19 protein-coding genes are annotated in these 22,107 nt (G+C 72.8%); 8 read left to right on the forward strand and 11 right to left on the reverse strand.

The genetic code is table 11. The annotated features are described in order from the left end of the window. Positions 1–138: 138 nt before the first annotated feature. Genes AB0C33_RS00540 through AB0C33_RS00560 form a run of 5 tightly spaced genes read right to left on the reverse strand, consistent with a single transcriptional unit; the run spans position 139 to position 4,732 of the window. On the reverse strand, positions 139–1,407 hold the full coding sequence (locus AB0C33_RS00540; protein WP_358282232.1) for an acyl-CoA reductase: 1,269 nt from the start codon (positions 1,405–1,407) through the stop codon (positions 139–141). Continuing rightward, entirely contained in the window at positions 1,407–2,435 is a 1,029-nt protein-coding gene (locus tag AB0C33_RS00545) for an acyl-protein synthetase (RefSeq protein ID WP_357982583.1), read from the reverse strand. Before AB0C33_RS00545 ends, AB0C33_RS00540 begins: the two co-directional genes overlap by 1 nt. Further along, positions 2,432–3,751, reverse strand: coding sequence for an AMP-binding protein (locus AB0C33_RS00550; RefSeq protein ID WP_358282234.1), 1,320 nt, complete (start codon positions 3,749–3,751; stop codon positions 2,432–2,434). Before AB0C33_RS00550 ends, AB0C33_RS00545 begins: the two co-directional genes overlap by 4 nt. Continuing rightward, complete coding sequence (locus AB0C33_RS00555) at positions 3,751–4,509, reverse strand: SDR family oxidoreductase (RefSeq protein ID WP_358282236.1); 759 nt, start codon at positions 4,507–4,509, stop codon at positions 3,751–3,753. The genes AB0C33_RS00550 and AB0C33_RS00555 overlap by 1 nt, the downstream gene beginning before the upstream one ends. Further along, entirely contained in the window at positions 4,484–4,732 is a 249-nt protein-coding gene (locus AB0C33_RS00560) for an acyl carrier protein (RefSeq protein ID WP_352362763.1), read from the reverse strand. The genes AB0C33_RS00555 and AB0C33_RS00560 overlap by 26 nt, the downstream gene beginning before the upstream one ends. 162 nt (positions 4,733–4,894) lie before the next feature. Here AB0C33_RS00560 and AB0C33_RS00565 point away from each other — a divergent pair, with 162 nt between their 5' ends. From AB0C33_RS00565 to AB0C33_RS00575, 3 genes are read left to right on the forward strand one after another with little or no spacing between them, the layout of a single operon-like run. After that, on the forward strand, positions 4,895–5,830 hold the full coding sequence (locus AB0C33_RS00565; RefSeq protein ID WP_358282238.1) for a hypothetical protein: 936 nt from the start codon (positions 4,895–4,897) through the stop codon (positions 5,828–5,830). Beyond that, complete coding sequence (locus AB0C33_RS00570) at positions 5,827–7,464, forward strand: hypothetical protein (RefSeq protein ID WP_358282240.1); 1,638 nt, start codon at positions 5,827–5,829, stop codon at positions 7,462–7,464. Before AB0C33_RS00565 ends, AB0C33_RS00570 begins: the two co-directional genes overlap by 4 nt. A gap of 29 nt (positions 7,465–7,493) precedes the next feature. After that, the gene (locus tag AB0C33_RS00575; protein ID WP_358282242.1) at positions 7,494–9,374 is read left to right on the forward strand and encodes a glycosyltransferase family 2 protein; all 1,881 of its coding nucleotides are present in this window, start codon (positions 7,494–7,496) and stop codon (positions 9,372–9,374) included. Between the two features lie 9 nt (positions 9,375–9,383). Here the strand turns inward: AB0C33_RS00575 and AB0C33_RS00580 are convergent, their stop codons facing one another. After that, the gene (locus AB0C33_RS00580) at positions 9,384–10,511 is read right to left on the reverse strand and encodes an aminotransferase class V-fold PLP-dependent enzyme (RefSeq protein WP_358282244.1); all 1,128 of its coding nucleotides are present in this window, start codon (positions 10,509–10,511) and stop codon (positions 9,384–9,386) included. Then, positions 10,511–11,488: a UDP-N-acetylglucosamine 4,6-dehydratase (inverting) gene (pseB, locus tag AB0C33_RS00585; protein ID WP_352362753.1), complete on the reverse strand. Its 978-nt coding sequence runs from the start codon at positions 11,486–11,488 to the stop codon at positions 10,511–10,513. Before pseB ends, AB0C33_RS00580 begins: the two co-directional genes overlap by 1 nt. A gap of 105 nt (positions 11,489–11,593) precedes the next feature. Between pseB and AB0C33_RS00590 the strand changes: the two genes are divergently transcribed. Both AB0C33_RS00590 and AB0C33_RS00595 read left to right on the forward strand, forming a co-directional pair. Next, positions 11,594–12,322, forward strand: coding sequence for an NTP transferase domain-containing protein (locus AB0C33_RS00590; protein ID WP_358282246.1), 729 nt, complete (start codon positions 11,594–11,596; stop codon positions 12,320–12,322). Further along, positions 12,319–13,293 (forward strand): hypothetical protein, encoded by a 975-nt coding sequence (locus AB0C33_RS00595; protein ID WP_358282248.1) that lies wholly within the window; start codon positions 12,319–12,321, stop codon positions 13,291–13,293. The genes AB0C33_RS00590 and AB0C33_RS00595 overlap by 4 nt, the downstream gene beginning before the upstream one ends. On the opposite strand, the gene pseI is transcribed toward AB0C33_RS00595, so the two are convergent. Continuing rightward, on the reverse strand, positions 13,286–14,329 hold the full coding sequence (pseI, locus tag AB0C33_RS00600; protein WP_358282249.1) for a pseudaminic acid synthase: 1,044 nt from the start codon (positions 14,327–14,329) through the stop codon (positions 13,286–13,288). The two genes, AB0C33_RS00595 and pseI, sit on opposite strands and share 8 nt — an antisense overlap. Continuing rightward, the gene (locus AB0C33_RS00605; RefSeq protein ID WP_358282251.1) at positions 14,326–14,850 is read right to left on the reverse strand and encodes a GNAT family N-acetyltransferase; all 525 of its coding nucleotides are present in this window, start codon (positions 14,848–14,850) and stop codon (positions 14,326–14,328) included. The genes pseI and AB0C33_RS00605 overlap by 4 nt, the downstream gene beginning before the upstream one ends. Positions 14,851–14,974: 124 nt before the next feature. On the opposite strand from AB0C33_RS00605, the gene AB0C33_RS00610 reads away from it, so the two are divergent. Genes AB0C33_RS00610 through AB0C33_RS00620 form a run of 3 tightly spaced genes read left to right on the forward strand, consistent with a single transcriptional unit; the run spans position 14,975 to position 18,391 of the window. Next, positions 14,975–16,432 carry a glycosyltransferase gene (locus tag AB0C33_RS00610; protein WP_358282252.1) on the forward strand — a complete coding sequence of 486 codons (1,458 nt, stop codon included), beginning with the start codon at positions 14,975–14,977 and terminating at the stop codon, positions 16,430–16,432. Between the two features lie 48 nt (positions 16,433–16,480). After that, the gene (locus AB0C33_RS00615) at positions 16,481–17,338 is read left to right on the forward strand and encodes a CDP-alcohol phosphatidyltransferase family protein (RefSeq protein ID WP_358282254.1); all 858 of its coding nucleotides are present in this window, start codon (positions 16,481–16,483) and stop codon (positions 17,336–17,338) included. Between the two features lie 21 nt (positions 17,339–17,359). Then, positions 17,360–18,391, forward strand: a complete 1,032-nt coding sequence (locus tag AB0C33_RS00620; protein ID WP_358282256.1) for a sulfotransferase — start codon at positions 17,360–17,362, stop codon at positions 18,389–18,391. On the opposite strand, the gene AB0C33_RS00625 is transcribed toward AB0C33_RS00620, so the two are convergent. After that, positions 18,388–19,449: a glycosyltransferase gene (locus tag AB0C33_RS00625; RefSeq protein ID WP_358282257.1), complete on the reverse strand. Its 1,062-nt coding sequence runs from the start codon at positions 19,447–19,449 to the stop codon at positions 18,388–18,390. The two genes, AB0C33_RS00620 and AB0C33_RS00625, sit on opposite strands and share 4 nt — an antisense overlap. Beyond that, a complete protein-coding gene (locus tag AB0C33_RS00630) occupies positions 19,446–22,079 on the reverse strand; it encodes a CDP-glycerol glycerophosphotransferase family protein (protein WP_358282259.1) in 2,634 nt (877 codons plus the stop codon). Before AB0C33_RS00630 ends, AB0C33_RS00625 begins: the two co-directional genes overlap by 4 nt. Positions 22,080–22,107: the final 28 nt, after the last annotated feature.

The following is a 22,107-nucleotide window of genomic DNA, read 5'->3' on the forward strand; positions in this document are numbered from 1 at the left end:
AGGCGCCGGGGGCCGCCCGTCCCGGATGACGGGCCGGTCGCCACGGGGGGATCACCGCCCGGCGGCGCGATGGCCTGCGGGGGAACGGTCGTCATCGGTGCTCCGGCCCCGAGCGCGGCCGGTTCGTCCGATGAGGGCTCATCTGACCACGGTCACCAGTCGCGTGAACTCGCCCGGCAGGTCGACGCCGTCCCACACCCGGTGGAAGCTCAACGCGCTGCCCACCGGCACCATGCGATCGACCCCGCGCCCGGCGAGCTCCCGGGCCAGCTCCTCCAGCTCGCCCAGCGAGAAGCCGAAGTGGGTCAACGTCTGGTCTTTGCGCTCGACCATCGGGATCAGCTCCGCCAGGGTCCGCACCCGCGCGTGCGCGAACGTGCCCGCGCCCAGCCACCGCCGCGGCATGGCGGCCGCCGCCGCCAGCGTCACGTTGGCCAGCGCGTTGCCCCGGAACTCGATCAGATCGACCAGCCCGTCGGCGGCCAGCCCGTAGACCGAGACCCGCTTCTCCACCGCCATCGCCGCGTCGACGTCCCAGCCGCGGCCGGCCAGCACCCGCGACACCTGCTCGGTGAAGTCGGCCCGCGCCGCCTCGCAGTCGTCGTCGGCCCCCACCCAGAACACGGTGCGGGGGGAGGAGCAGGCGGCCTGGTCGAACCAGTAGCTGTCGTTGACGAACCCCTCGGCCGCCGCCACCCTGGCCGCGCGCGGCGCGCACAGCCAGGCCGCCGCGTTCACCACCGCGAACGACGAGCGGTCGGGGAAGGTCAGGTCGCGGGCGTGCGGCGCGAGCGGGTGGCGGCGCACCTCGCGTACGGTGTCGTCGCCGCCCCAGATCACCCGCAGGTCGCAGGCCGCCGACAGGGCGGCGGTGACCGCCTCGGCACGCCGGTCGTAGGAGACGATGCGCTGCGTGGCCGTCACCACCGGATCGGCGTCGGCCAGCGCCTCCCGGAGCGTGTCGAGGACGACCGCGGCGACCGCCCCCGCCCGCGGCGACAGGCGGACCACGTTGCGGTTGCCCATCAGGGCCGACAGGGCCCAGGAGTAGACGAAGACCGTGTCGACGTTGGCCGGCGGGAGGTGGAAGACCAGGCCGCGCGGCACGCGTACGTGCGGGGTGCGCAGCTCTTCGAGGGTGCGGGCCAGCTCGCTGGGCCGCAGGAAGAACCCCAGCGAGCCCAGCTCGGGATGGCGGCGGGCCAGCGCGGGCCGCAGCAGCCGCTTGCCGAACGCCGCCAGGAACGCGCGCATCCGCTCGTCGCCCACCTCAAGGGGCGCCCCCCGCCGCACCTGCGCGACCAGCTCCTCGACCGGGACGGGCGAGCCGCCGGGCGGAAAACGCACCTCGACCCCGCCCGCGTCGCCCACTCGCGGGATCCGGGTGGTGATCGATCGATCGGTCATCAGCCGCCCTGCCCGAACGTGTCGCTGCAGCCGCGCGCCTCGGCCCGCGGCAACCTGCCCAGCACGGTGAACCGCTTGCCCGGCCAGTGGCCGTCGTCGACGCCGTGCACCATGCCGAGGTCTTCGGTCAGCAGCGCGTGGCCGGGATAGGAGGTGGGCAGGGTGCTGACCACCTCGATCAGCCCCGGCTCGCCGGGCGGGACCTCCCGCCAGGTGCCGGGGTCGCGGATGACGACGTCGGCGAAGTCAGGGCAGTAGAGCCCGTCGCCGTCGGGGCCCTCCAGGAAGACCGTGCCGATCTGCTCGACCATGCCGTAGAAGTTGTGGACCCTGGTCAGCCCGCACTCGGACGCCAGCCGCCGGCGGAAGGCGTCGTTGTCGACCGCCTGCTCGGCCAGCCGCTTCCAGCCGCCCGAATGGATCAGCACGCCCTGGGACAGGTCGGCCCCCAGGCCGAGCAGGTAGAGCCAGACCATGAACGTGAACCCGAAGACCAGGAACGGCTCGCCGCCGTGGCGGGCCAGGAACGCCTCGACGGCCGCCGCGTCGACCTCGCCCTGCTCGTCGAGGACGAAGGTGTGGTCTCTGCCGAAGTTCATCATCCCGAGCACCCCGGCCCCCCGGGCGCTCAGGGCCGGACCGCGGACGACCGAGCGGCCGTCGACGATCAGCATGGGCAGCCGCCGCTCGCCCAGCACCGCCCGCAGGGTCGCGGCCAGCATGCGCGGCTGCGCGGCGGCCGCCTCCCGGTCGAGGTAGACCCGGCTCGGCCGCTGCCCGGTGGTGCCGCTGGAGGTCAGGACCCGGAACACCGCCTCGGACGGGACACTGCGCAGCTCGTGGGTCTTGAACAGCCGCACCGGCAGCCACGGCAGGTCGGCCACCCGCTCGTAGGGCGGATGGGCGCCGATCGCGTCGAGGATCCGCCGGTAGGGCGGGCACGCCCGCCGGTGCCGCTCGGTCAGCGCCGCCAGCTCCCCGGCCAGCACTTCCTCCCGCGCGGCCGCGTCGAGCGTGAACACGCTCACCGCCCGGCCTCCGCGGCCGACTCCAGCGTCCGGTAGTCGATCTTGCCGGTGGGCAGCAGCGGCAGCCGTTCGACGGCACGCACGTCGAAGCCGCTCCAGTGGAGCCGCAGCTCGGCGCCCAGCCGGCGGGCCAGGTTGCGGCACCCGGCGGCGTCGAGCCCTTCGGCCCACACCGTGACCCGGTCGTCGCCGCTGGTCGCCGCGACCGGCACGGTGTCGCGCAGCAGCTGCTCGACGTCGTCGAGGTTGACCCGTACGCCGAAGATCTTGGCGATGCGCCTGAGCCGGCCGGTGACGTAGAGGAAGCCCTCGTCGTCGAGGCGGCCGAGGTCGCCGGTGCGCAGCACCCCGCCCAGGTCGTCGGGCCTGGCCAGGTCGGCGGCGGTCTCGGCGTAGCCCATCATCACGTTGGGCCCCTGGTAGACGACCTCGCCGCCGTCGATCGTCAGCCGTCCGCCGGGGACGGCCTGCCCGGCCGAGCCAGGCTTGTCGGCGAGCCGGTCGGGCGGCAGGACGGCGATGCGGGCCGTGGCCTCCGTCTGCCCGTACATGACGAAGAAGCGGTCGGCCTGGGCGGCGAACAGGGACACCAGCTCGGGGCTGAGCCGGCCGCCGGCCTGGGTGAGCGTGCGGATCGTGGGATGCTCGGCGCGGTCGAAGCGGAGCCTGCGCAGCATCTCGTACTGGTAGGGGACGGCCGCCAGCGAGGTGCACTTGTGCTCGTCGAGGTGTGTCCAGAAGGACCGTTCGAGCAGCCCGGCCTCGGTCAGGACGACCGTCGCCCCCGCGTGCAGATGGCTGTTGAGCACCGACAGGCCGTAGCTGTAGTGCAGCGGCAGGCTGGTGGGCGCGATCTCGCCGGGCATGATCGACAACGCCGAGGCGATGGCGGCGGCGTTGGCCGCGACCGCCTCCCGGGACAGCCGCACCAGCTTGGGGTTGCCCGTCGAGCCCGAGGTGGCCAGGAGCACGGCCAGGTCGGGATGCGGGTCGGGGGCCTGGCCGCGGGCGCCCGGCGGCCCGTCGGGCGCGTGGGTGAACCCCACCAGCGCCGCGGGCCGGAACCGGCCCACCAGGTCGGCCAGGGCCGCGGCCGACAGGTCGGGGTCGAGCAGCGCGATCGGCCTGCCGGTCTGCCAGGCGGCGAGATAGCGCAGCACGGACGCCAGATTGTTGCGCATGCCGCAGAACAGCGGCCCCGGCCGCAGCCGGGACAGGGCCTCGGCCACGCGGGCGACGCGCCGGGCCAGCTCGTCGCCGGCCAGCCCCTCCTGGTCGCCGGCGACGACGAGCCCGGCCTGCCGGGATGGGAACATCACGGCACCAGCCCGCCGTCGACCCCGAGCACCTGGCCGGTGATGTACGACGCGGCGGGCGAAAGCAGGAACGCCACCGCCTGGGCGACGTCGTCGGGCCGGCCGATGCGCCGCAGCGGGGTCGCCGAGATCGCCGTCTCGCGGTCGTCGGGCCGCAGCGTCTTCAGCATGTCGGTCTCGACGTAGCCGGGGGCCACGGCGTTGACCCTGATGCCCGCCGGGCCCATCTCCCTGGCGGCGGCCAGGGTGAGGCCGATGACGGACGCCTTGGTCGCGGAGTAGGCCGCCTGGTTGGCGCCGCCCGCCCGGCCCATGAGCGAGGAGACCAGCACGACGGCGGGCCCCTGCCCGCGCAGCAGCAGCCGGAACGCCAGTTGCAGCGTGTGGGCCGGGGCCAGGGCGTTGGTGCGGTAGAGCTCGTCGAGGGTCTCGGCGCGGGTCATGGCCAGCGGGCCGGAGGCGTAGACGCCGGCGTTGACCACCAGGGCGTCGAGCCGCTCGTGGCGCCGGCCGATCTCGCGCATGTGGCCGGCGACCGCGGCCCGGTCGGCGACGTCGCCGTGGACGGACCACGTGCGGCCGCCGGTCGCCGCGGCCACCTCGGCGGCGGCCTTCTCGGCGCGCTCGGCGTCGCGGCCGTGCAGCACGACGGTGTGGCCGGTGGCGGCCAGGGTGGTGGCGATGGCCCGGCCGATGCCCCTCGTCGACCCCGTGACCAGGGCGACGCGGGCCTCAGACCGCGGCTGCGCCGATTCCATGCTTCTCCAGCAGCTCGCCCGCCTTGGCGAACGAGCTCATGTCGATCATGTCGTCGGTGTCGATCATGATGGAGAACTCGTCCTCCATCGCCGCGATCAACGCCATGTGGGCCAGGGAGTCCCACTGGGGGATGCCGCGGTATTCGAGACCGTCGACGTGTGCGTCGGCCGGCAGGTTGAGCGCCGTGCGGAAGACGGCCCGCAGGCGGTCGAGATGACTCATGATGTCTCACTCTCTGTCCTCAAGCCACGACGCAGTGTAGCGGGGATTGCGGTGGCAGGAGAAACCAAACCCCCGACGTGAGTAATGGAAGCGTATAACGGCGCGTGGCCGTCGTTCAGGGCTGGGAATGTCCCAAGGGGCGCGCCAACCGCTACAGGGGGAATGATGGACGAATCCAATCACTGGTACGGGCACTCGCGCATTCTGGGCAGGTACTGCGAGCTGCCGGACGAGACGCCGAAGCGAATTCAGGGCTTCCTTCAACACGGATGGAACTATCTTCACGGATTTCCCCCGAACGACCATTGGTGCAGCCCCGGATATCCCCGTTTCATCTGGTCTGACGTGCTTCGTCGCCGGGGCTGGTCGATGGGCAGACGCGGCCACTACCTCATCGGCGCGCCCTGGATCTACCTGCTTCACCTGGAGCCTGAGCTCGGCGTGGTCTCCGAACGCAAGGGTACGATCTGGTATCCCTTTCATGGCTGGGAGAAGTCGTCCGTGACCGGGGATCATGCCCTCCTCGCCGACGAAATCCGAAATGTCGAGACCGAACCGGTAACTGTCTGTCTTTACTGGCTGGAATATGCGAATCCGGACATTCGGCGGGCGTACGAATCGAGGGGATTCAAGGTCATCTGTCACGGCGAGCGCGGCTCCCGGTGGGAGAGCAAGGGGCGCGACTTCCTGCGCCGGCAGCTGATCCAGTTGCGGCGCCACCGCAGGGTGGCCTCCAACCGGCTCGGCAGCGCGCTGTTCTACGGCGCCTCCGTCGGCTGCGAGGTCGCCGTCTACGGAGACCCGATGCAGTACGAGGACGAGCGCCCCGAGTACGGCGGCACGGCGCGCCGCATGCGGCTCTGGCCCGAGCTGCACGGCACGCACGTCGATCCCGAGCTGGCCGCCGAGGTGGCGCGGCAGGAGCTGGGATTCGAACATCAGGCGACACCGGAGGAGCTACGGCGAATGTTCGGATGGAAGCGGGTGCCCGGGGGAGCGCCGCCAGGAGGAGGCGCGGCGGGAGCCGGACGTCCCGGGCCCTGGGTGAGGGCGACCGCCTCCGGGCGGCCGGGCGCGCTCCACGGGGTGACGTCATGAGCGAGCGCGTGAGCGAGGCGCCCGCGAACGTGCGCCTGATCGGCGGCGAGATGCTGCTGTGGTCGGACCTGTCCAACATGGCCGGCGTCACCGACTGGCGCGGCGCGGCCCTGGAGCTGGTCAGCCGCGTGATCCCGGCGACCGGTCGGGTGCTGCTGGTCGGGCCGCACCCGCAGGTGCTGGTCGACGACGTGGTGGACCGGGCATGCGAGACGGCCGTGCTGCTGCGCTCCTACCCCGACGCCTGCGCACTCGGCGAACGCCACCCGCGGCTCGCCGTCCACTGCGGGCGGCTCGACCTGTTCGACGCGGACGAGCCGTACGAGCTGGTGCTGGCGCTCGACGGGCTGCTGCGCACGCACTCGGCCGAGGCGCCGGCGGCGGCGTGGATCGAGTCGCTGCACGCGCTGTCGGCCCTCGTCGCGCCCGGCGGGCGGCTGGTGCTGGGCGTGCGCAACGACCTGGGCGTCGACCGGTTCATCGAGGCCAGGCCCGCCGACCGGGAGGGCGGCGACGACCAGTGGGCCCCGCACGGGTTCGACCCGAGCCATCCGAGCGGGCCCGGCGCGCTCGACGGCGCCCTTGAGGGGGCGGGGCTGAGCGTCGAGCGCTGTTACGCGGCCTATCCGGGGCGGCAGGCCCCCCGGGCGTTGCTGGCGCGCGAGGCGCTCGCCTTCGACCTGCCGGAGGCGATCACGTTCCCGCTGAGCGCCAAGGGCGGCGACCGCATGCTGGTGGCCGACCCGCTGCGGCTGACCCGGCTGGTGTTCCGCCACCGGCTGGGGGAGGAGCTGGCCCCGCTGTGGCTCGCCGTGGCCACCCGGCCGCCGTCGCCCCCGCACACGCCAGGCGCGGAGGAGGCGGAGGGCGCGGTCGAGCTGCCGCTCGGCCTGATCGAGGAGGGGGCCGTCGTCCACGAGCTGACCAGGGGCGGCATGCGGCGGTTGCCCGACGGCGCCGAGCGTCCGGTCCCGGCCGGCCGGGTGGTCGAGGAGATCCTGGTCGAGGCGTGCGCCCGCGAGGACACCAGGGCCGTGCGCGAGCTGCTGTCGGCGCTGGCCGACTGGCTGGAGACCGACGGCGGCCCGTGCGTGACCGCCGACGGCCTGGTGCACGACGGCGAGCGGTTCGCCGCCATCGTCCAGACCGCCGCGCCGGCCGTGCCGCCCGAGCCGCGCGTGGTGCTGTGCAGGGTCCTGTGGCGGTTCGCCGTACGGCTGCTCGCGGCGGGCCACCACCACCCGTGGCCGTGGCCGCTGGAGGCCGACCAGCTCACGCTGACCCTCTGCGGCATGGCCGGACGTCCCTGCGACCAGGGCGACCTCGACCTGGCCCGCAAGTTCGACGCCGAGCTGGGCCACCCGGCCGAGCACGCCGACCCGCCCACCTACCGTGACCTGCTCGGCGCCCGCGACCGCCTGGCCGACCAGCTCACCGCCGCCCTGGCCAGGATCTCCCGGCTGGAGACCAAGCTCTCCTACCGCGAGCGCGAGCTGGTGCGGGCCAGGTCCAAGCTGAGAAGGACCCAGCGCAAGACCGCCGCCTACCGGCGCACGCTCGGGTACCGCCTCTCCCGCCGTCTGGCCCGCCCGCGCAAGGTCGCCCGCCGGGTCTTCCGACTGCTGTCCGGCTGACGAGCCGACGACAACGCTGAGGAGTGCATGTGCCGGTTCTTTCGGTGATCGTCCCGTTCCACAACGTCGAGAAGTACATCGGCCCCTGCCTGGACTCCATCTCCGGCCAGACGATGTCCGACCTGGAGGTCATCTGCGTCGACGACGGCAGCCGCGACGACGGGTGCGCCGAGGTCGAGTCCAGGCAGGCGGCCGATCCCCGGATCCGTCTCATCAGGCAGCCCAACCAGGGCGTCGGAAAGGCCCGCAACGTCGGCCTGACCCAGGCCACCGGCCGCTACCTGGCCTTCGTCGACGGCGACGACACCGTGCCGCGGGAGGCGTTCAAGCGGCTGGTGTCCTCGCTGGAGTCCACGGGCTCCGACCTGGCCTGCGGGAACGTCATGCGGCTCTACCGCAACCTGCTCATCCCCTCCTGGGCCCATCGGGAGGCGTTCGCGACGCCGATGCGGCGTACCCACATCACCCGCCACCCGCTGCTGATCCGCGACCGCATGTTGTGGAACAAGGTCTACCGCCGGTCCTTCTGGGACCGGCTGGGCCTGAGCTTCCCCGAGCGCATGTACGAGGACCAGCCCGTCGCCATGGCCGCCCACGTGGGCGCCCGCTCGGTGGACGTGCTGTCCAAGGTCGTCTACCACTGGCGGCAGCGTGACGAGCCCGGCTCCTCGATCACCCAGTGCCGCCTGGAGCCGGGCAACCTGCGCGACCGGATGTTGTCGGTGCTGCAGACCGCCGACCTGCTGGCCCGCGACGCGCCGGGGCTCAAGCCCGACTTCGACCGCGACACGCTCGACATCGACATGACGGTGGCGGTCGAGGCGGCCGCCACGACGGGGATGCGGCCCGAGCTGCTCGACCTGATGGTCCGCTACCTCGACGGCGTGTCCCGCGAGTCCTGGCTGAGCGCCCCGTTCGAGCACCGGATCCAGGTGCACCTGCTGCACCGGCGGCGGCTGCAGGAGCTGGCCGGGGTGCACGAGCAGGCCCGCGAGGGCCGGCTGCAACCCCGCGTCAGACCGGCGGGCCTGCTGCGCAGGCGCTGGTACGGCCGCCACCCGGCGATCCCGGCGCACCTGTCGGAGGTCTCCGGGGAGCTGGCCCTCACCGCCCGCCTGGTGTCGCTGGAGTGGCGCGACGGCGTGCTGACCGGCGCGGGCCGGGCCGCGCTGGGCCGCTTCGACGCCGGCGCGCTGCGCCGGGTGCGCCTGCGCGCCTGGCTGGCCGAACGCGCGACCGGCGAGATCATCCGCCTGTCGGACGAGGAGAGCGCCCCGGTCTGGGAGACCGTCGAGCTGGAGGAGGGCGTCGAGGCGCCCGAGCACGCCTTCCCGTTCGCGTTCGCGGTCGATCCCGCGGTGTTCACGTCCGTCCAGCTCGCTCGTCGCGGCCACTGGGACCTGCGCGTGCAGCTCAGGGGCCACGGGCTGAGGCTCGACGCCAGGGTGGCCGGGCCGCGCTGGCTGCCGCCGCAGGTGCCCGCGCCGCGCCGCAGGTCGGGCGTGTGGCTGGTGCCGGCGCGCGGTTCCAAGGGCGGGTGGGGGCTGCGGCTGCGCAACGCCCAGGCGCTCATCGGCGAGTGCCGCGTGGACGACGGCGACCTGGTGTTCTCGGGCCGGATCAACGACCTCGGCGACGGCGAGCCGGTGGTGCGGCTGCGGCGCAAGAGCGACGGCGAGGAGATGTACTTCCCCGTCGCGCTGGCCGGCCAGGACTTCTCGGCGCGGGTGCCGCTGGCCGGCATCGACGAGAGCGTCGGCCGCGAGTCGTGGTGGGAGGTGGTCATCGACCAGGGCCGGCCCATCCGCCCGCTCGTGCGGCGGGCCGGGCGCCAGGTCGCCACCGTGGACGACCGGCGCTTCCTCATCGACCGCAGCGAGGACGGCTGCCTGCTGCTGGCCGAACGCTGAGGGCCGGGCTCATCCGGTGAGGATCGAGGTGAGGGTCTCGACGACGAGGTCCTGCTCGCCGTCGGTCAGGTCGGCGAACAGCGGCAGCGACAGCTCCTCGGCGTAGTACGCCTCCGCGCGCGGGCACAGCCCACGCCGGTAGCCGAGGTCCTCGAACACCGGGTGCCAGTACGCCGGGATGTAGTTGACCTGCACGCCGATGCCCGCGGCCCGCATGCGGTCGTAGACCTCCCGGCGGCGGCCGTCGCGCACCCGGACGGGGTAGAGGTGCCAGCTCGGCGTGACGTAGGCCCGCCGGCCGGGCAGCGTGAGGCCGGGCACGTCGCGCAGCAGCGTGTCGTACCGGGCGACCAGCTCGGCGCGGCGGGCGCGGAACCGTTCGAGGCGGCGCAGCTGGCTGACGCCCAGCGCGCAGAGCACGTCGGGCAGCCGGTAGTTGAGGCCGAACTCGTGCACCTCCTGGTGCCAGCCGCCGTGGCCGGGGTCGCGCTGCCCGGCCGGGTCGCGGACCAGGCCGTGGTCGCGGAACCGGGCGGCCCGTTCGAGGCGGCCGGGGTCGGCCACCGCCACCGCGCCGCCCTCGGCGGTCGTGACGGTCTTGGTGGGGAAGAACGAGAACGTCGTCAGGTCGGCCACCGACCCCACCGGCCGGTCCTTGTAGGACGCGCCGATCGAGTGGGCCGCGTCGGCCACCAGCACCGCGCCGGCCCGCTCGGCGACCGTGCGCAGCTCGTCGTAGTCGGCGGGATGGCCCGCGTAGTCGACGCCGGTGACGGCCTTCGTGCGGTGGGTGACCAGCGCGGCGACCGAGTCGGGGTCGATGTTGCCGGTGTCGGGCTGGACGTCGGCGAAGGCCACCCGCGCGCCGCGCAGCACGGCCGTGGCCGCCGTGGCGACGAACGTGAGCGGCGAGGTGATCACCTCGTCGCCCTGGCCGACGCCGGCCGCCACGTACGCGACGTGCAGCGCGGCCGTGCCGGACGTGACCGACACGCAGGGCACGCCGCCGGTCCAGCGGGCCAGCTCGTCCTCGAACAGCCGGACCGCGGGGCCCGTGGTCAGCCAGTCGCCGCGCAGCACCTCAGCCACCGCCTCGATGTCGGACTCGATGATGGACTGCCGTCCGTAGGGCAGCATCAGCCGGCCACCATGTCACGCAGGTCGCGCACGGACAACCACCGGTCGTTGGTGTCGGAACGGTAGGAGAAGCCCTCGGGCAGCAGCTCGCCGGTCTGCGGCGCCTGGTAGCCCCAGGTCGCGATCGTGGGCTGGACGACGTAGCGGTCGGCCAGGCGGAGGGTGCGGCGGCCGTCGTCGGGGCCGATCATCTCCTCGTGCAGCTTCTCGCCCGGCCTGATGCCGATCTCGTAGACCGGGCTGTCGGGGGCCAGCGCCTCGGCCAGGTCGGTGATGCGCATGCTGGGGATGCGCGGCACGTAGAGCTCGCCGCCCTGCATGAGGTCGAAGGAGTCGACCACGAACCGCACGGCCTGGTCGAGGGTGATCCAGAACCGGGTCATGCGCTTGTCGGTGATCGGCAGGCTGCCGCCCTGCTCGGCCAGCCGCAGGAAGAACGGCACCACCGAGCCCCTGCTGCCCACGACGTTGCCGTAGCGGACGACGGCGAAGCGGGTCTCGTGGGCGGCGGCGTAGTGGTTGGCCGAGACGAACAGCTTGTCGGCGACCAGCTTGGTGGCGCCGTAGAGGTTGATCGGGCTGGACGCCTTGTCGGTGGACAGGGCGACGACCTTGCGCACGCCGCAGTCGATGGCCGCCTCGACCACGTTCTGGGACCCGGCGACGTTGGTGCGGACGTACTCGAACGGGTTGTACTCGGCGGTGTCGACCTGCTTGAGCGCGGCGGCGTGGACGACGTGGTCGACGCCGTGCATGGCGCGGGTGAGGCGGTCGCGGTCGCGGACGTCGCCGATGAACCAGCGCAGGCGGTCGTCGTCGCGGAAGAGCTGCTTGAGCTCGTACTGCTTGAGCTCGTCGCGGGAGAAGACCACCAGGCGGCGCACCCCGAGCGAGTCGAGCGCGTGGCGGATGAACGCCTTCCCGAACGACCCCGTGCCTCCGGTGATCAGAATGGACGATCCACTGAGAATGCTCACGCGGCCCCCTGAAAATCGCGCTGACGAACTGTGGTCGTTGGAGCAGGCCGGTAGCATAGCGCGATCGATCAACCACGTATGGTCACACGGGGGAATGTGATTTTGATGCGTATTGTCGGAATCATCCAGGCTCGGATGGGCTCCACTCGGCTGCCCGGGAAGGTGCTGCGCGACCTCGGGGGGCGGTCCGTCCTGGGCTGGGTCGTGCGCGCCGCGCGCGAGTCGCGGGCGCTCGACGACCTCGTGGTGGCCACGACGACGCAGGCCGCCGACGACGCGGTGGCGGCCGAGTGCGACCGGCTCGGCGTGGCCTGCCATCGCGGGCCCGTCGACGACGTGCTCACCCGGTTCATGCAGGCGCTGGCCGGCCGGGAGGCGGAGGCGGTGATGCGGTTCACGGCCGACTGCCCGCTGCTCGACCCCGTCGTGGTCAGGGAGGCGGCGCTGGTCTTCCGCGCGGTCCCGGGCCTCGACTACCTCAGCACGAGCCTGGCCAGGACGCTGCCGCGCGGGCTCGACGTGGAGATCGTCGGCCGGGCGGCCCTGGAGCGCGCCGCCGCCGAGGCCACCGGCTTCCACCGCACCCACGTGACCTCCTACGTCTACGCGCACCCGGGCGAGTCGCGGCTGCTCGGCCTCGCCCACCAGCCCGCGGCCGACGACCTGCGGGTCACCCTCGACACCGAGGACGACTGGCGGCTCATCGCCCGCGTGGTCGAGGAGCTGGGCGACGCCTGCGTCCCGGTGCGCACGCTGGTGAGCTGGCTGCGGGCCCGGCCCGAGGTCTGCGAGCTCAACGCCCACGTGCGCCAGAAGGAGCTGCAGGACGCATGAGCGGGCGGGTGGGCGTGCGCTGCGACGCCGCGGCGGGGAGTGGGGCCGGACATCTGGTGCGGTGCGTGGCGCTGGCCGAGGAGCTGTGCGCGCGGGGCGTCGAGGTGATCTTCCTCGGCGCGGTCTCCGGTTCGGAATGGGCCATGGACCAGCTCAGGAGCCGTGGCCTGCCGCTGGTGGCGGCCCCCGGGCGGCCCGACCGGCTCGCCGCGCTGGCGTGCGAGCTGCGGCTCGACGCCGTGGTGCTGGACTCCTACGAGCTGCCCGAGGGCACCGGCGGGGCGCTGCGGGCGGCGGGCTTCCCGGTGCTGGCGATCGTCGACGGCGACCCGCTGGGCCAGGAGGCCGACCTCTACCTCGACCAGAACCTCGGCGCCGAGGACCGGCCCTTCCCGCTGCCGCGCGACTCCTGGCGGCTCGCCGGCACCCGGTACGCGCTGCTGCGCGACAGCGTCCGGGGGCGGCGCAGGGTGCGGCAGCCGGGGCCGGTGCCGCGGGTGTTGTGCTTCTTCGGCGGCACCGACAGCGCGGGCGTGGCCCCCGCCTGGGCGGAGGCGCTGGCCTGCACGGGCGTGCCGTTCCAGGCCACGCTGGTCAGCCCGGAGCCGTTCGAGGCGGGCGAGGGCATCACCGTCATCCCGCCCACCGACCGCCTGCCCGAGCTGATGGCGGCCGCCGACCTCGTGGTCACCGCCGCCGGGTCGGCCATCTGGGAGCTGCTGCACCTCGGCGTGCCCACGGCGCTGAGCTGGGTGGCCGACAACCAGCTCGCCGGCTACCGGGCGCTGGTGGGCCGGGGGGTGGCCGCGGGGCTGGGCCGGGCGGCCGACGCCGAGGCCGTCGGCGTGCTCGCCCGGCTGCTCGCCGACCCCGCGCTGCGGGAGGAGCACGGCAGGCGGGGCGGCGGGCTGGTCGACGGCAAGGGCAGGGAACGCGTCGCCGACGCCTTCCTCGACCTGTGGGTCAGATGAGGTCCCAGGTCAGCGGCGTGCCGAGGGGCGCGTCACGGGTGAAGCGGCGGCCGGTCACCTCGTCGATGGCGTCGGGGGGCAGGCCGCCGGCGGGGCGGATCGACCGGACGTTCTCCCTGGTCACCGCCTCGCCCGCGCGTACGTCGCGCACCACGTAGAGCGAGCGGCGGAAACGCAGGCCCTCGCGCTCGGACTCGCGCGGCCCGAGCACCGGCCGGCCCAGCGACTGCCACGCGCGCTCGCTCTCCTCCACCAGCGCCGCCAGCTCGGGCGGCTCCAGCGAGAAGGCCGCGTCGACGCCGCCGTCGGCCCGCGACAACGTCACGTGCTTCTCGATCAGGCACGCGCCCAGCGCGACCGCCGCCAGGGCGGCCCCGATGCCGGGGGTGTGGTCGGAGACGCCGACCTCGGCGCCGGTGAGCGCGGCCAGCAGCGGCAGCGAGCGCAGGTTGCTCTCGGCGGGGGAGGCGGGGTAGGAGGCGGTGCAGGACAGCACGGCGAGTTGCGTGCAGCCCGCCTCGCGGGCCGCCGTCACCGCCGCCTCGATCTCGCCCGCCGTGGCCATGCCGGTGGAGATGACCAGCGGCTTGCCGGTGGAGGCGGCCAGCCTGATCAGCGGCAGGTCGACGATCTCCGACGACGCGATCTTGTACGCCGGCGTGTCGAGCTTCTCCAGCAGCTCCACGGCCGTGGGGTCGAAGGGCGCGGAGAAGGCCAGAAGGCCGTGCTCGCGGGCCCGCTCGAAGATCGGCTCGTGCCACTCCCAGGGGGTGTGGGCGCGTTCGTACAGCCGGTAGAGGTTCTCGCCGCCCCACAGCGCGTGCCCGTCGCCCACGCGGAAGGCGGGGCCGTCGGCGTCGACGGTGATCGTGTCGGGCCGGTAGGTCTGCAGCTTCAGCGCGTGCGCGCCGCCGGCCGCCGTTGCGTCGACGATGGCGAGGGCCCGCTCCAGGCTGCCGTTGTGGTTGCCGGACATCTCGGCGATCACGAACGGCGGCCGGTCGGCCCCGATCGTCCGCCCTCCGATGGACATCATCCTTGCTCCTCCTTGGTCAGCTGGACGGCGACGACCTCGCGCGGCACCCCGTCGACCGGCATCCGGTAGGTCGCGACCTCGGCGAACCCGAAGCGCCTGTGCAGCCGCCGTACCGGCTCGTTGTCGGCCAGCACCTCGCCGCGCAGGGTCGTCAGCCCGAGCGGGCCGAACGCGTGGTCGATGGCGGCCCGCTCCAGGCCCACCCACGCCCTCAGCACCGCGCCGGACCGTTCGAGGCCGTCGAGGTCGAGGTAGAAGCCCCAGTAGGCGCTGTCGCCGCCGAGCTCCGAGTACGTCACGACCCCCGCGCCGGTTCCGGCGTGGTCGTAGATCAGCACCTGCCTGGTCGCGTCCGCGCGGACGGCGGCCCACCAGCGGGCGTGCTCGTCCTCGGAGATCTCGTGGCCGGTGAAGCTGGCGGCGCGCACTTTCGGATGGTTGCGCCAGTGGCGCATAACGGGCAGATCATCGTCCCGGACGCGTCTCAGCACCGCTCCCCCTACCATTCGTGCTCGACTCATTGCACAACGTAGCGGATTCGATGCCAGGTAAAGAGCTCATCAGGGACGGGCATCGAACGCGGAACAGGCGAGGCGGCCACGGCATGCTGCCCTCGACCGCCTTCCACGAAAGCCAAGGAGCGTCATGATCCCCCTGCTCAGTGTCGTCGTCCCGGTCCACAACGTGGAGCCGTACCTGACGGAGTGCCTGAAATCGCTGGCCGCCCAGACCATGGAGGACTTCGAGGTCATCATGGTCGACGACGGCTCGATCGACGGCAGCCGGCGGCTGGCCGACGACTTCGTGGCCCGAGATCCCCGCTTCACGCTGATCGAGCAGCAGAACCTGGGGCCGGGGCCGGCCCGGAACGAGGGCGTCAGGCGGGCCAGGGGCACCTATCTGGCCTTCGCCGACAGCGACGACGTCGTGCCGCCGCACGCGTACGAGGTGCTGATCGCCAAGCTCGGGGAGACCGGCTCCGACCTGGCGTGCGGCGCGGTCAGGCGCATGGTGGACGGCGTGCTGGAGGACTCGATCCTGCACGAGCGCGTCTTCCGGCGGCCCGTGCTGTGCACCCACATCACCGACAAGAAGGTGCTGGTCAGGGACCGTACGGTGTGGAACAAGGTCTACCGCGCCGACTTCTGGCGGCGGCACGGCCTGCGCTTCCCCGCCGGCATCTACGAGGACGTGCCGGTCGCCATGCAGGCCCACGTCCTGGCCACCAGCGTCGACATGGTGGACGACGTCGTCTACCACTGGCGCCGGCGCGACGAGGGGGAGACCTCGATCACGCAACGCCGCTCGCAGCTGCCCAACCTGCACGAGCGCCTGACCGCCATCCGCGCCGTGCGCGCCTTCCTGGACGACGGCGCGCCGGAGCTGCTGCCCGAGTTCGACGCCCTGGTGCTGGAGAAGGACATCGTCTTCCTGTTCCAGGCGCTGGAGTCGGCGCGGGAGGCGGGCGAGGATCTGGTGCCGCTGCTGGGGCTGGCCGACGCCTGGCTGGACGAGCTGAGCCCCCGCGCGCTGGCCGGCGCGCCCTCGCTGCGCCGCCTGGAGCTGCACCTCGTCCGGCGCGGCATGATCGACGAGCTGCGCGCGGTCCGCGACTTCCGGCGCAGCCGCGTGGACGGCACCCGGGTGCGCCCCCGCGGCTTCCGCACCGTCAACTGGTACGGCGACTACCCCTACTTCCGGCGGCGACGGCGGCTCGGCATCCCCGACGACGTCTACGACGCCCGCGACGAGCTCAAGCTGATCGCCAGGGTGGACGACTGCTCCTGGACGGGCGCCGCGTACCGCCTGCGCGGCGAGGTGGCCATCCACCGGGTCGAGCGCAAGGTGGGCAAGGTCAACGTGTGGCTGAGCGACGGACGCCGCCGGGTGCCCCTGGAGGTCCGGCGCGCCGGCCGCCACGGCGTGGTGGCCGACATCGACCCCAGGGCGCTCGAAGGCGGCGGCCCGACCTGGCGGCTCCTGGTCAAGGCCGAGACCCGCGGGCTCGTGCTCAAGGGCTCGTTCCGGGACGGAGACGCGCACGGTGCGTGGCGGTTTTCCCTGCAGGGTTGGTCAAGAAGCGGCATGGACATGCCCCAGTAGTTCCAGACAGTAATCGTCAGACGGCGTTCCGTAGCCATGCTGGGATCCATGAGGACCTATTCGCTGGATGACGTCTACGAGACACGCAAGCGGAGAGACTCCTGGTGGACCGTGTATTTCGTGGATCCGGTCGCCTGCCGGGTCGCCCTTCCCGTCGCCAACCGCACCCGGATCACGCCCAACGGGCTCACGGTGTTCTCGCTGGTCCTCGGCATGGTGTCAGCGGCCTGCTTCGCGCTGGACCAGCTCGTCGCCGGCGCCCTGATGTTCTACCTGAGCTTCACCATCGACTGCGTGGACGGCAAGATAGCCCGGCTCAAGGGCACGGGGACGCCCTTCGGCCTCTGGCTGGACTACGTGGGGGACCGGGTCAGGGTCGTCCTGTGTGCCGGGGGGCTGGCGTACGGGCAGTACGTCCTGACGGACGATGTCCGGTACGTGGTGCTCGGCGCGGCGGTGGCCGTGCTCGACCTGTTCAGGTACGTCAACGCCCCGCAGATGAAGCGGGTGCGCGAGGCGGTCAGGGAGGAGCGGGGCGAGCCGGAGCTGCCCGGCGAGGACACCGTCCCGCTGGAGTGTGCGCCCGCGGACCTCGACCTGCACCTGCTCGTGGAGCGCGGTCCGCGCCCCGGCGGCCGCAGGCGGCGGCTGCCTTCCTTCTTCAGGCGCCTCAACAGGTTCCTGGCCAGGCACCGGGTGCGTTCGCACCTGATCAGCGGCATCGAGTTCCACGCGGCGGTCTTCGTGGTGGCGCCGCTCGCGGGGGCGTGGGCGCTGATCCCGCTCGCCATGGCCGCCGGCGTCCTGCTCCTGGCCAACGAGATCTTCCTTGTCTACCGGATGTGGCTCTTCACGCGCAGGCACAGCGTGCCCTCCCAGGAGAGCCGAGAGCACGTTCTCGTCTAAGTTTTCGGGGGTTAGTACGAAATGTCCGACCGGCCAGTCTTCGTCATTGGATGCCCGCGGTCCGGCACCACGATGCTCCAGCTCATGCTCCACTCGCACCCGCGCATGGCGGTGCCGCCGGAGACGCGCTTCCTCGTTCCCGCTTATTACCGGCGCCGCACATGGGGCGACCTGCGGGTCCCCCAGCGGCGCAAGGCACTGGCGCAGTGGATCGCGACCGACCGCAGCACGAAGTTCCGCGAGCTCAAGATCGACAAGGACGAGTTCATCCGGCAGGCCGTGGAGGGGCCGGGCTCGCTCGGCTCGGTCATCGGCACCGCCTTCCGCATGTACGCCGACCGCTTCGACAAGGCCCGCTGGGGCGACAAGAGGCCCAGCTACGTCAAGCAGACCGACCTGCTGCTGCGCCTCTTCCCCGACGCCCAGTTCATCCACCTGATCAGGGACGGCCGCGACTGCGTGGCCTCGCTGAAGGAGATGCCCTGGTACACGCTGGACTCCTTCCACGCGATCTCCACGTGGGCCGAGGCCATCGACGCCGGCGAGCGGCTGCGGCGCACGCTGCCCGACGACACCTACTACGAGCTGCGCTACGAAGACCTCACCGACGACCCGATGACCGAGATGAAGAAGCTCTGCCACTTCCTGGAGGAGGACTTCGCGCCGTCGATGATCTCCCCCCGCGAGGCCGCCGTCCAGGCCGTCCCGCAGCACAAGGTCTGGCACAGCAACACCCACCGCGAGGTCACCCGCAGCCGGGTCGGGAGCTGGGCCAACCGCCTGGACGACTGGGAGATCGCGCTCTGCGAGCAGGTCCTCGGCGAGCGCCTCCAGGCCAACGGCTACGAGCTGACCGGCGCGCCCAGGCCGGCCAAGGAGCACCTGACGGCCTGCCAGAAGACCATGCAGAAGCGCAAGGCCAGCCGGTCGCGCAAGGCCATGCGCGACCGCTTCAACCGGCTGCGCGAGCCCAGCCCGGTCGGCGCGCTGCTCACCTCCACGCAGAAGTCGCTGGCCGGCATCCCGCAGCAGCGTCCCGAGGTGACCGTCTAGCGCTGGATGTGCGCGAACAGCCGCTCCCAGCGGTCCAGCACGTGGTCGAGGCGGAACGCCTCGGCCCGTGCCCGGGCGGCGGCCCCCAGCCGCCGCCGCTCCTGCGCCGACCCCATCAGCGCGGCCAGCTCGGCGGCGAACGCGTCCACGTCCCCCGGCGGCACCCGTACCGGGCCCGCCGAGCGCACGCCGCCCGACACGTCGAAGGCCACCGACGGAACCCCGTGGGCGCACGCCTCCAGCAGCACGACCGGCAGGCCCTCGTGCTCGCTGGTCAGCGCCACCAGCGAGGCGTTCAGATACTCCTCCCGCATCCGGTGAGCGGGCACCAGGCCGCGGAAGACCACCCGGTCCGCGACGCCCTCCCGGGCCGCGTGCGCCCGCAGCCGCTCGCGTTCCGCGCCGTCGCCGATCAGATGCAGCTCCCAGGACGGCGGCGGCTCGGCGCGGGCGAACGCGCTGATCAGCCGGTCGAACCGCTTGACGCCCTCCAGTCGCCCCACGCCCAGCACCCGCGGCACGTCCAGCGCCGACGTCTCCCGCGGCCAGGCGCCCAGCGGGTTGGGCAGCGTCCAGGCGTTGGGCAGCAGGGCGTGCTCGGAGAAGGCCCAGGCGTCGTCGTCGCTGAGGAAGAGCGCCTGGTCGAGGTCGGGGTAGTGCTTCTTGATCGAGGCCAGGTGCCAGCAGTCGCGGGCGTGGTCGTAGGAGCCGTGGTACTGGCCGATCGAGCGGAACCCGGCGGGCAGCAGCCCTGACAGCCTGGTCACCACCGAAGGCGACGTCAGCACCGCGTACCCGGGGCGCACGCCGCGCAGCAGCTCCTTCACCCTGCGGTCGGCCAGCCGCCTGGCCAGCGGGCCCTGCTCGCCGAGCGGCCCGCCCACGACGTGCTGCCGGTAGAGCGGCCGGTCCACGTAGCGGAAGGGCGCGGCGGCGCGGTGCAGGCCGACGACGTGCACCTCGTGGCCGCGTTCGGCCAGGCCCTGGGCCAGGGTGTGGGTGACCCGCTGGACGCCGCCGAGCGTGTCGGCGTCCAGGCAGGCGAAGACGACGGTCATCGCGTGCGCCCTTCGAAGAAGTCGTCCACGATGCGGGCGGAGGCGTCGCCGTGCTCGTCGGCGCACCACAGGGCGCGGAAGGCGGCGTACTTGGCGGCGAAGGCGGCGTGCACCTCGGGCAGGTTCCGCAGCACGTCCACCAGCTCGGCCGTGGTCGTCACGCACGGGCCAGGGGCGATGGCGGGCAGGTCGTGGTAGACGCCGCGCTCGGAGAGCCGGTAGTCGTCCCAGTCGTCGATGAGGAACACCATCGGCCGGCCGGTCAGCGCGTAGTCGCACATCACGGACGAGTAGTCGGTCAGCAGCGCGTCGGAGGCCAGCATCAGGTCGTTGATCTCCGGATAGGACGCGGCCGGCCGCACGAAGTGCCTGAGCCGCTCGGGCGGGTCGTACTTCTCGACCGGATGCGTGCGCAGCACCACCACCCACTCGCCGGCCAGCTCCGCGGCCATGAGGTCCAGGTCGGCGCGTACCGAACGGCCGCTCGTCCTGTCCCGGTCGCGGTAGGTGGGCGCGTAGAGCAGGACCTTGCGCCCCGGCGGGATCTCCAGCCGGGCCCGCACGTCGCCGGCCGCCTCCGCCCGCACCAGCGCGTCGCAGCGCGGGGTGCCGCACCGGTAGACCTTGCCGTCGTAGCCGTTGGAGGGCAGGAACACCCGCGAGAACTCGGCGCTCGGCGAGACCAGCGCGTCCCACCGGGCGACGGCGGCCCGCCACTGCTCGCGCGGCCGGTCGAAGTCGCCGCGCAGGTCGGGCGCGTCGAAGCCGATCGACTTGATGCCCTGCCCGTGCCAGGTCTGCAGGTAGCGGGTGCCGGGCGGCTTGGGGTAGTCCAGCGGGAAGCCGTGGCTGTCCACCCAGATCCCGGCGCGGGCCATCGTCCACAGGTAGCGCCAGCTTCCCCGGCGGACCAGCCGCACGTCGGCGGGGAAGTTCTTGCGGCCCTTGGCGACCGACCAGACCGCCTCGATCGGCAGGCCGCGCCGCCGCACCTCCTCGTAGATGGCGCGGGGGCTGCCGTTGTAGCCCTTGCCGACGTCCGACTCGAACAGGGCGAGGTCGTCACGCCGCGGCACCACCCTGATCAGCAGCTTGTACGCGCGCAGCTTGGCACGCGGCGTGTTGAGCTTCCTGAGCAGCAGCCGTCGCGCCCGCCGCAGCGCCGAGCGGGTGCGCGAGTGCGTGCGCACGCACAGGTAGGCGGCGTAACCCTCGGCCTTCACTGTGCAGCCGGGCAGCTCGATCGGCTCCAGGTTGGGGTCCACGATCAGCCGGTCGGTGGTGACGTGGCCGTCGGAGCGGCGCCGGAAGCCGATGCGCGGGTCGCTCCTGCCGCAGGGCGCGAAGACGACCTGGCTGACGTAGCCGCCGTCGCCCGAGGGGACCGGCTGGATCGGCACCCGTTCCCGGCCCGCCTCCAGGAAGGCGTCCCACTCGGCCGGCAGCACGCCGAACGGGTCGTAGGTGCGTACGGTCATCCGCACCCGCTCGCCGTTCGTGGCCAGGCCGGTCACCTCGTGCCGCAGCCGGGAGTCGGTGTAGGGCAGCTCGGCCAGGCGCAGCGCGGTGATGTCCAGCCCCGGCGCGGCCGTGGTTCCCCAGTACGTGCGCCCGTCCACCTGCACGGCCGCCCGCGGCGCGGCCCGGGGGCCGGTCAGCGAGCCGGCCGCCACCCGCAGGTCCTCGATCCGGTCGTCCAGGATGAGCCGGCAGCAGACCCGGTCCATCGGCTCGATCCGGTCGAACACCGCGCCGGGGATCTCCTCCAGGTACGGCCGCACGACCGAGGCGAACTCCTTGACCCACACCGGGTCGCGCGCGGGCAGCGGGTTGAGGTAGACCCGCAGGTCCTGCCGCAGGAACCGGTACTGCCGGTGCGGCACCAGGTCCTGGGCGCCGTAGCCGCGCAGGATGTCGTCGCTCAGCCGGGCCGCGATCACCCGCTGCCGCACGTTGTCCATCTCGTCGATGCTCAGCGAGATCGACTCGTTCGAGCTCGCCCGGTGCCAGTGGTAGACCACCCACGGCACGATCGCGAACCGGCGGGCCAGCGCGTACAGCTCGGTGGCGAAGACGTGGTCCTCGTAGTGGATGTCCTCGGGGAAGCGCAGCACGTTGTCGCGCAGCCAGGCGACGTTGTAGAGCTTGTTGGTGCTGAAGGAGTCGAGGAAGAGCTCGGGCTCCGCGCGGATGCCCTCGACCACCCGCCGCCGGGCGAACAACGACGGGTAGTACGGGCGCAGCCGTCCGTCCCGCTCGAACAGCCGGGAGATCTGCCCCGACACGAAGTCGGCGCCGGTGCGCTCGATCTCGGTGAGCAGGCTCTTGCACGCGTGCCTGGGCAGCTCGTCGTCGCTGTCGAGGAACATGGCGTACGGCGCCCTGGCCGCGTCGATGCCGTCGTTGCGCGGGGCTCCGCAGCCGCCGCTGTTGCTCTGCCTGCGCAGGTAGCGCACCCGCGGGTCCTCGGCCATGAGCCGCGCGGCCACCTCGGGCGTGCCGTCGGTGCTCGCGTCGTCGGAGATGATCACTTCCAGGTCGCGCAACGTCTGCCGCAACACCGAACGCACGGCCCTGGGCAGACGGGCCGCGTCGTTGTACGAGATCACGACGACGCTGCAGTCCGGCATGCCCATGTCCCCCCAGAAATGACCTGCG

It is taken from the genome of Nonomuraea sp. NPDC048881, assembly GCF_040649795.1.
Lineage (GTDB): Bacteria > Actinomycetota > Actinomycetes > Streptosporangiales > Streptosporangiaceae > Nonomuraea.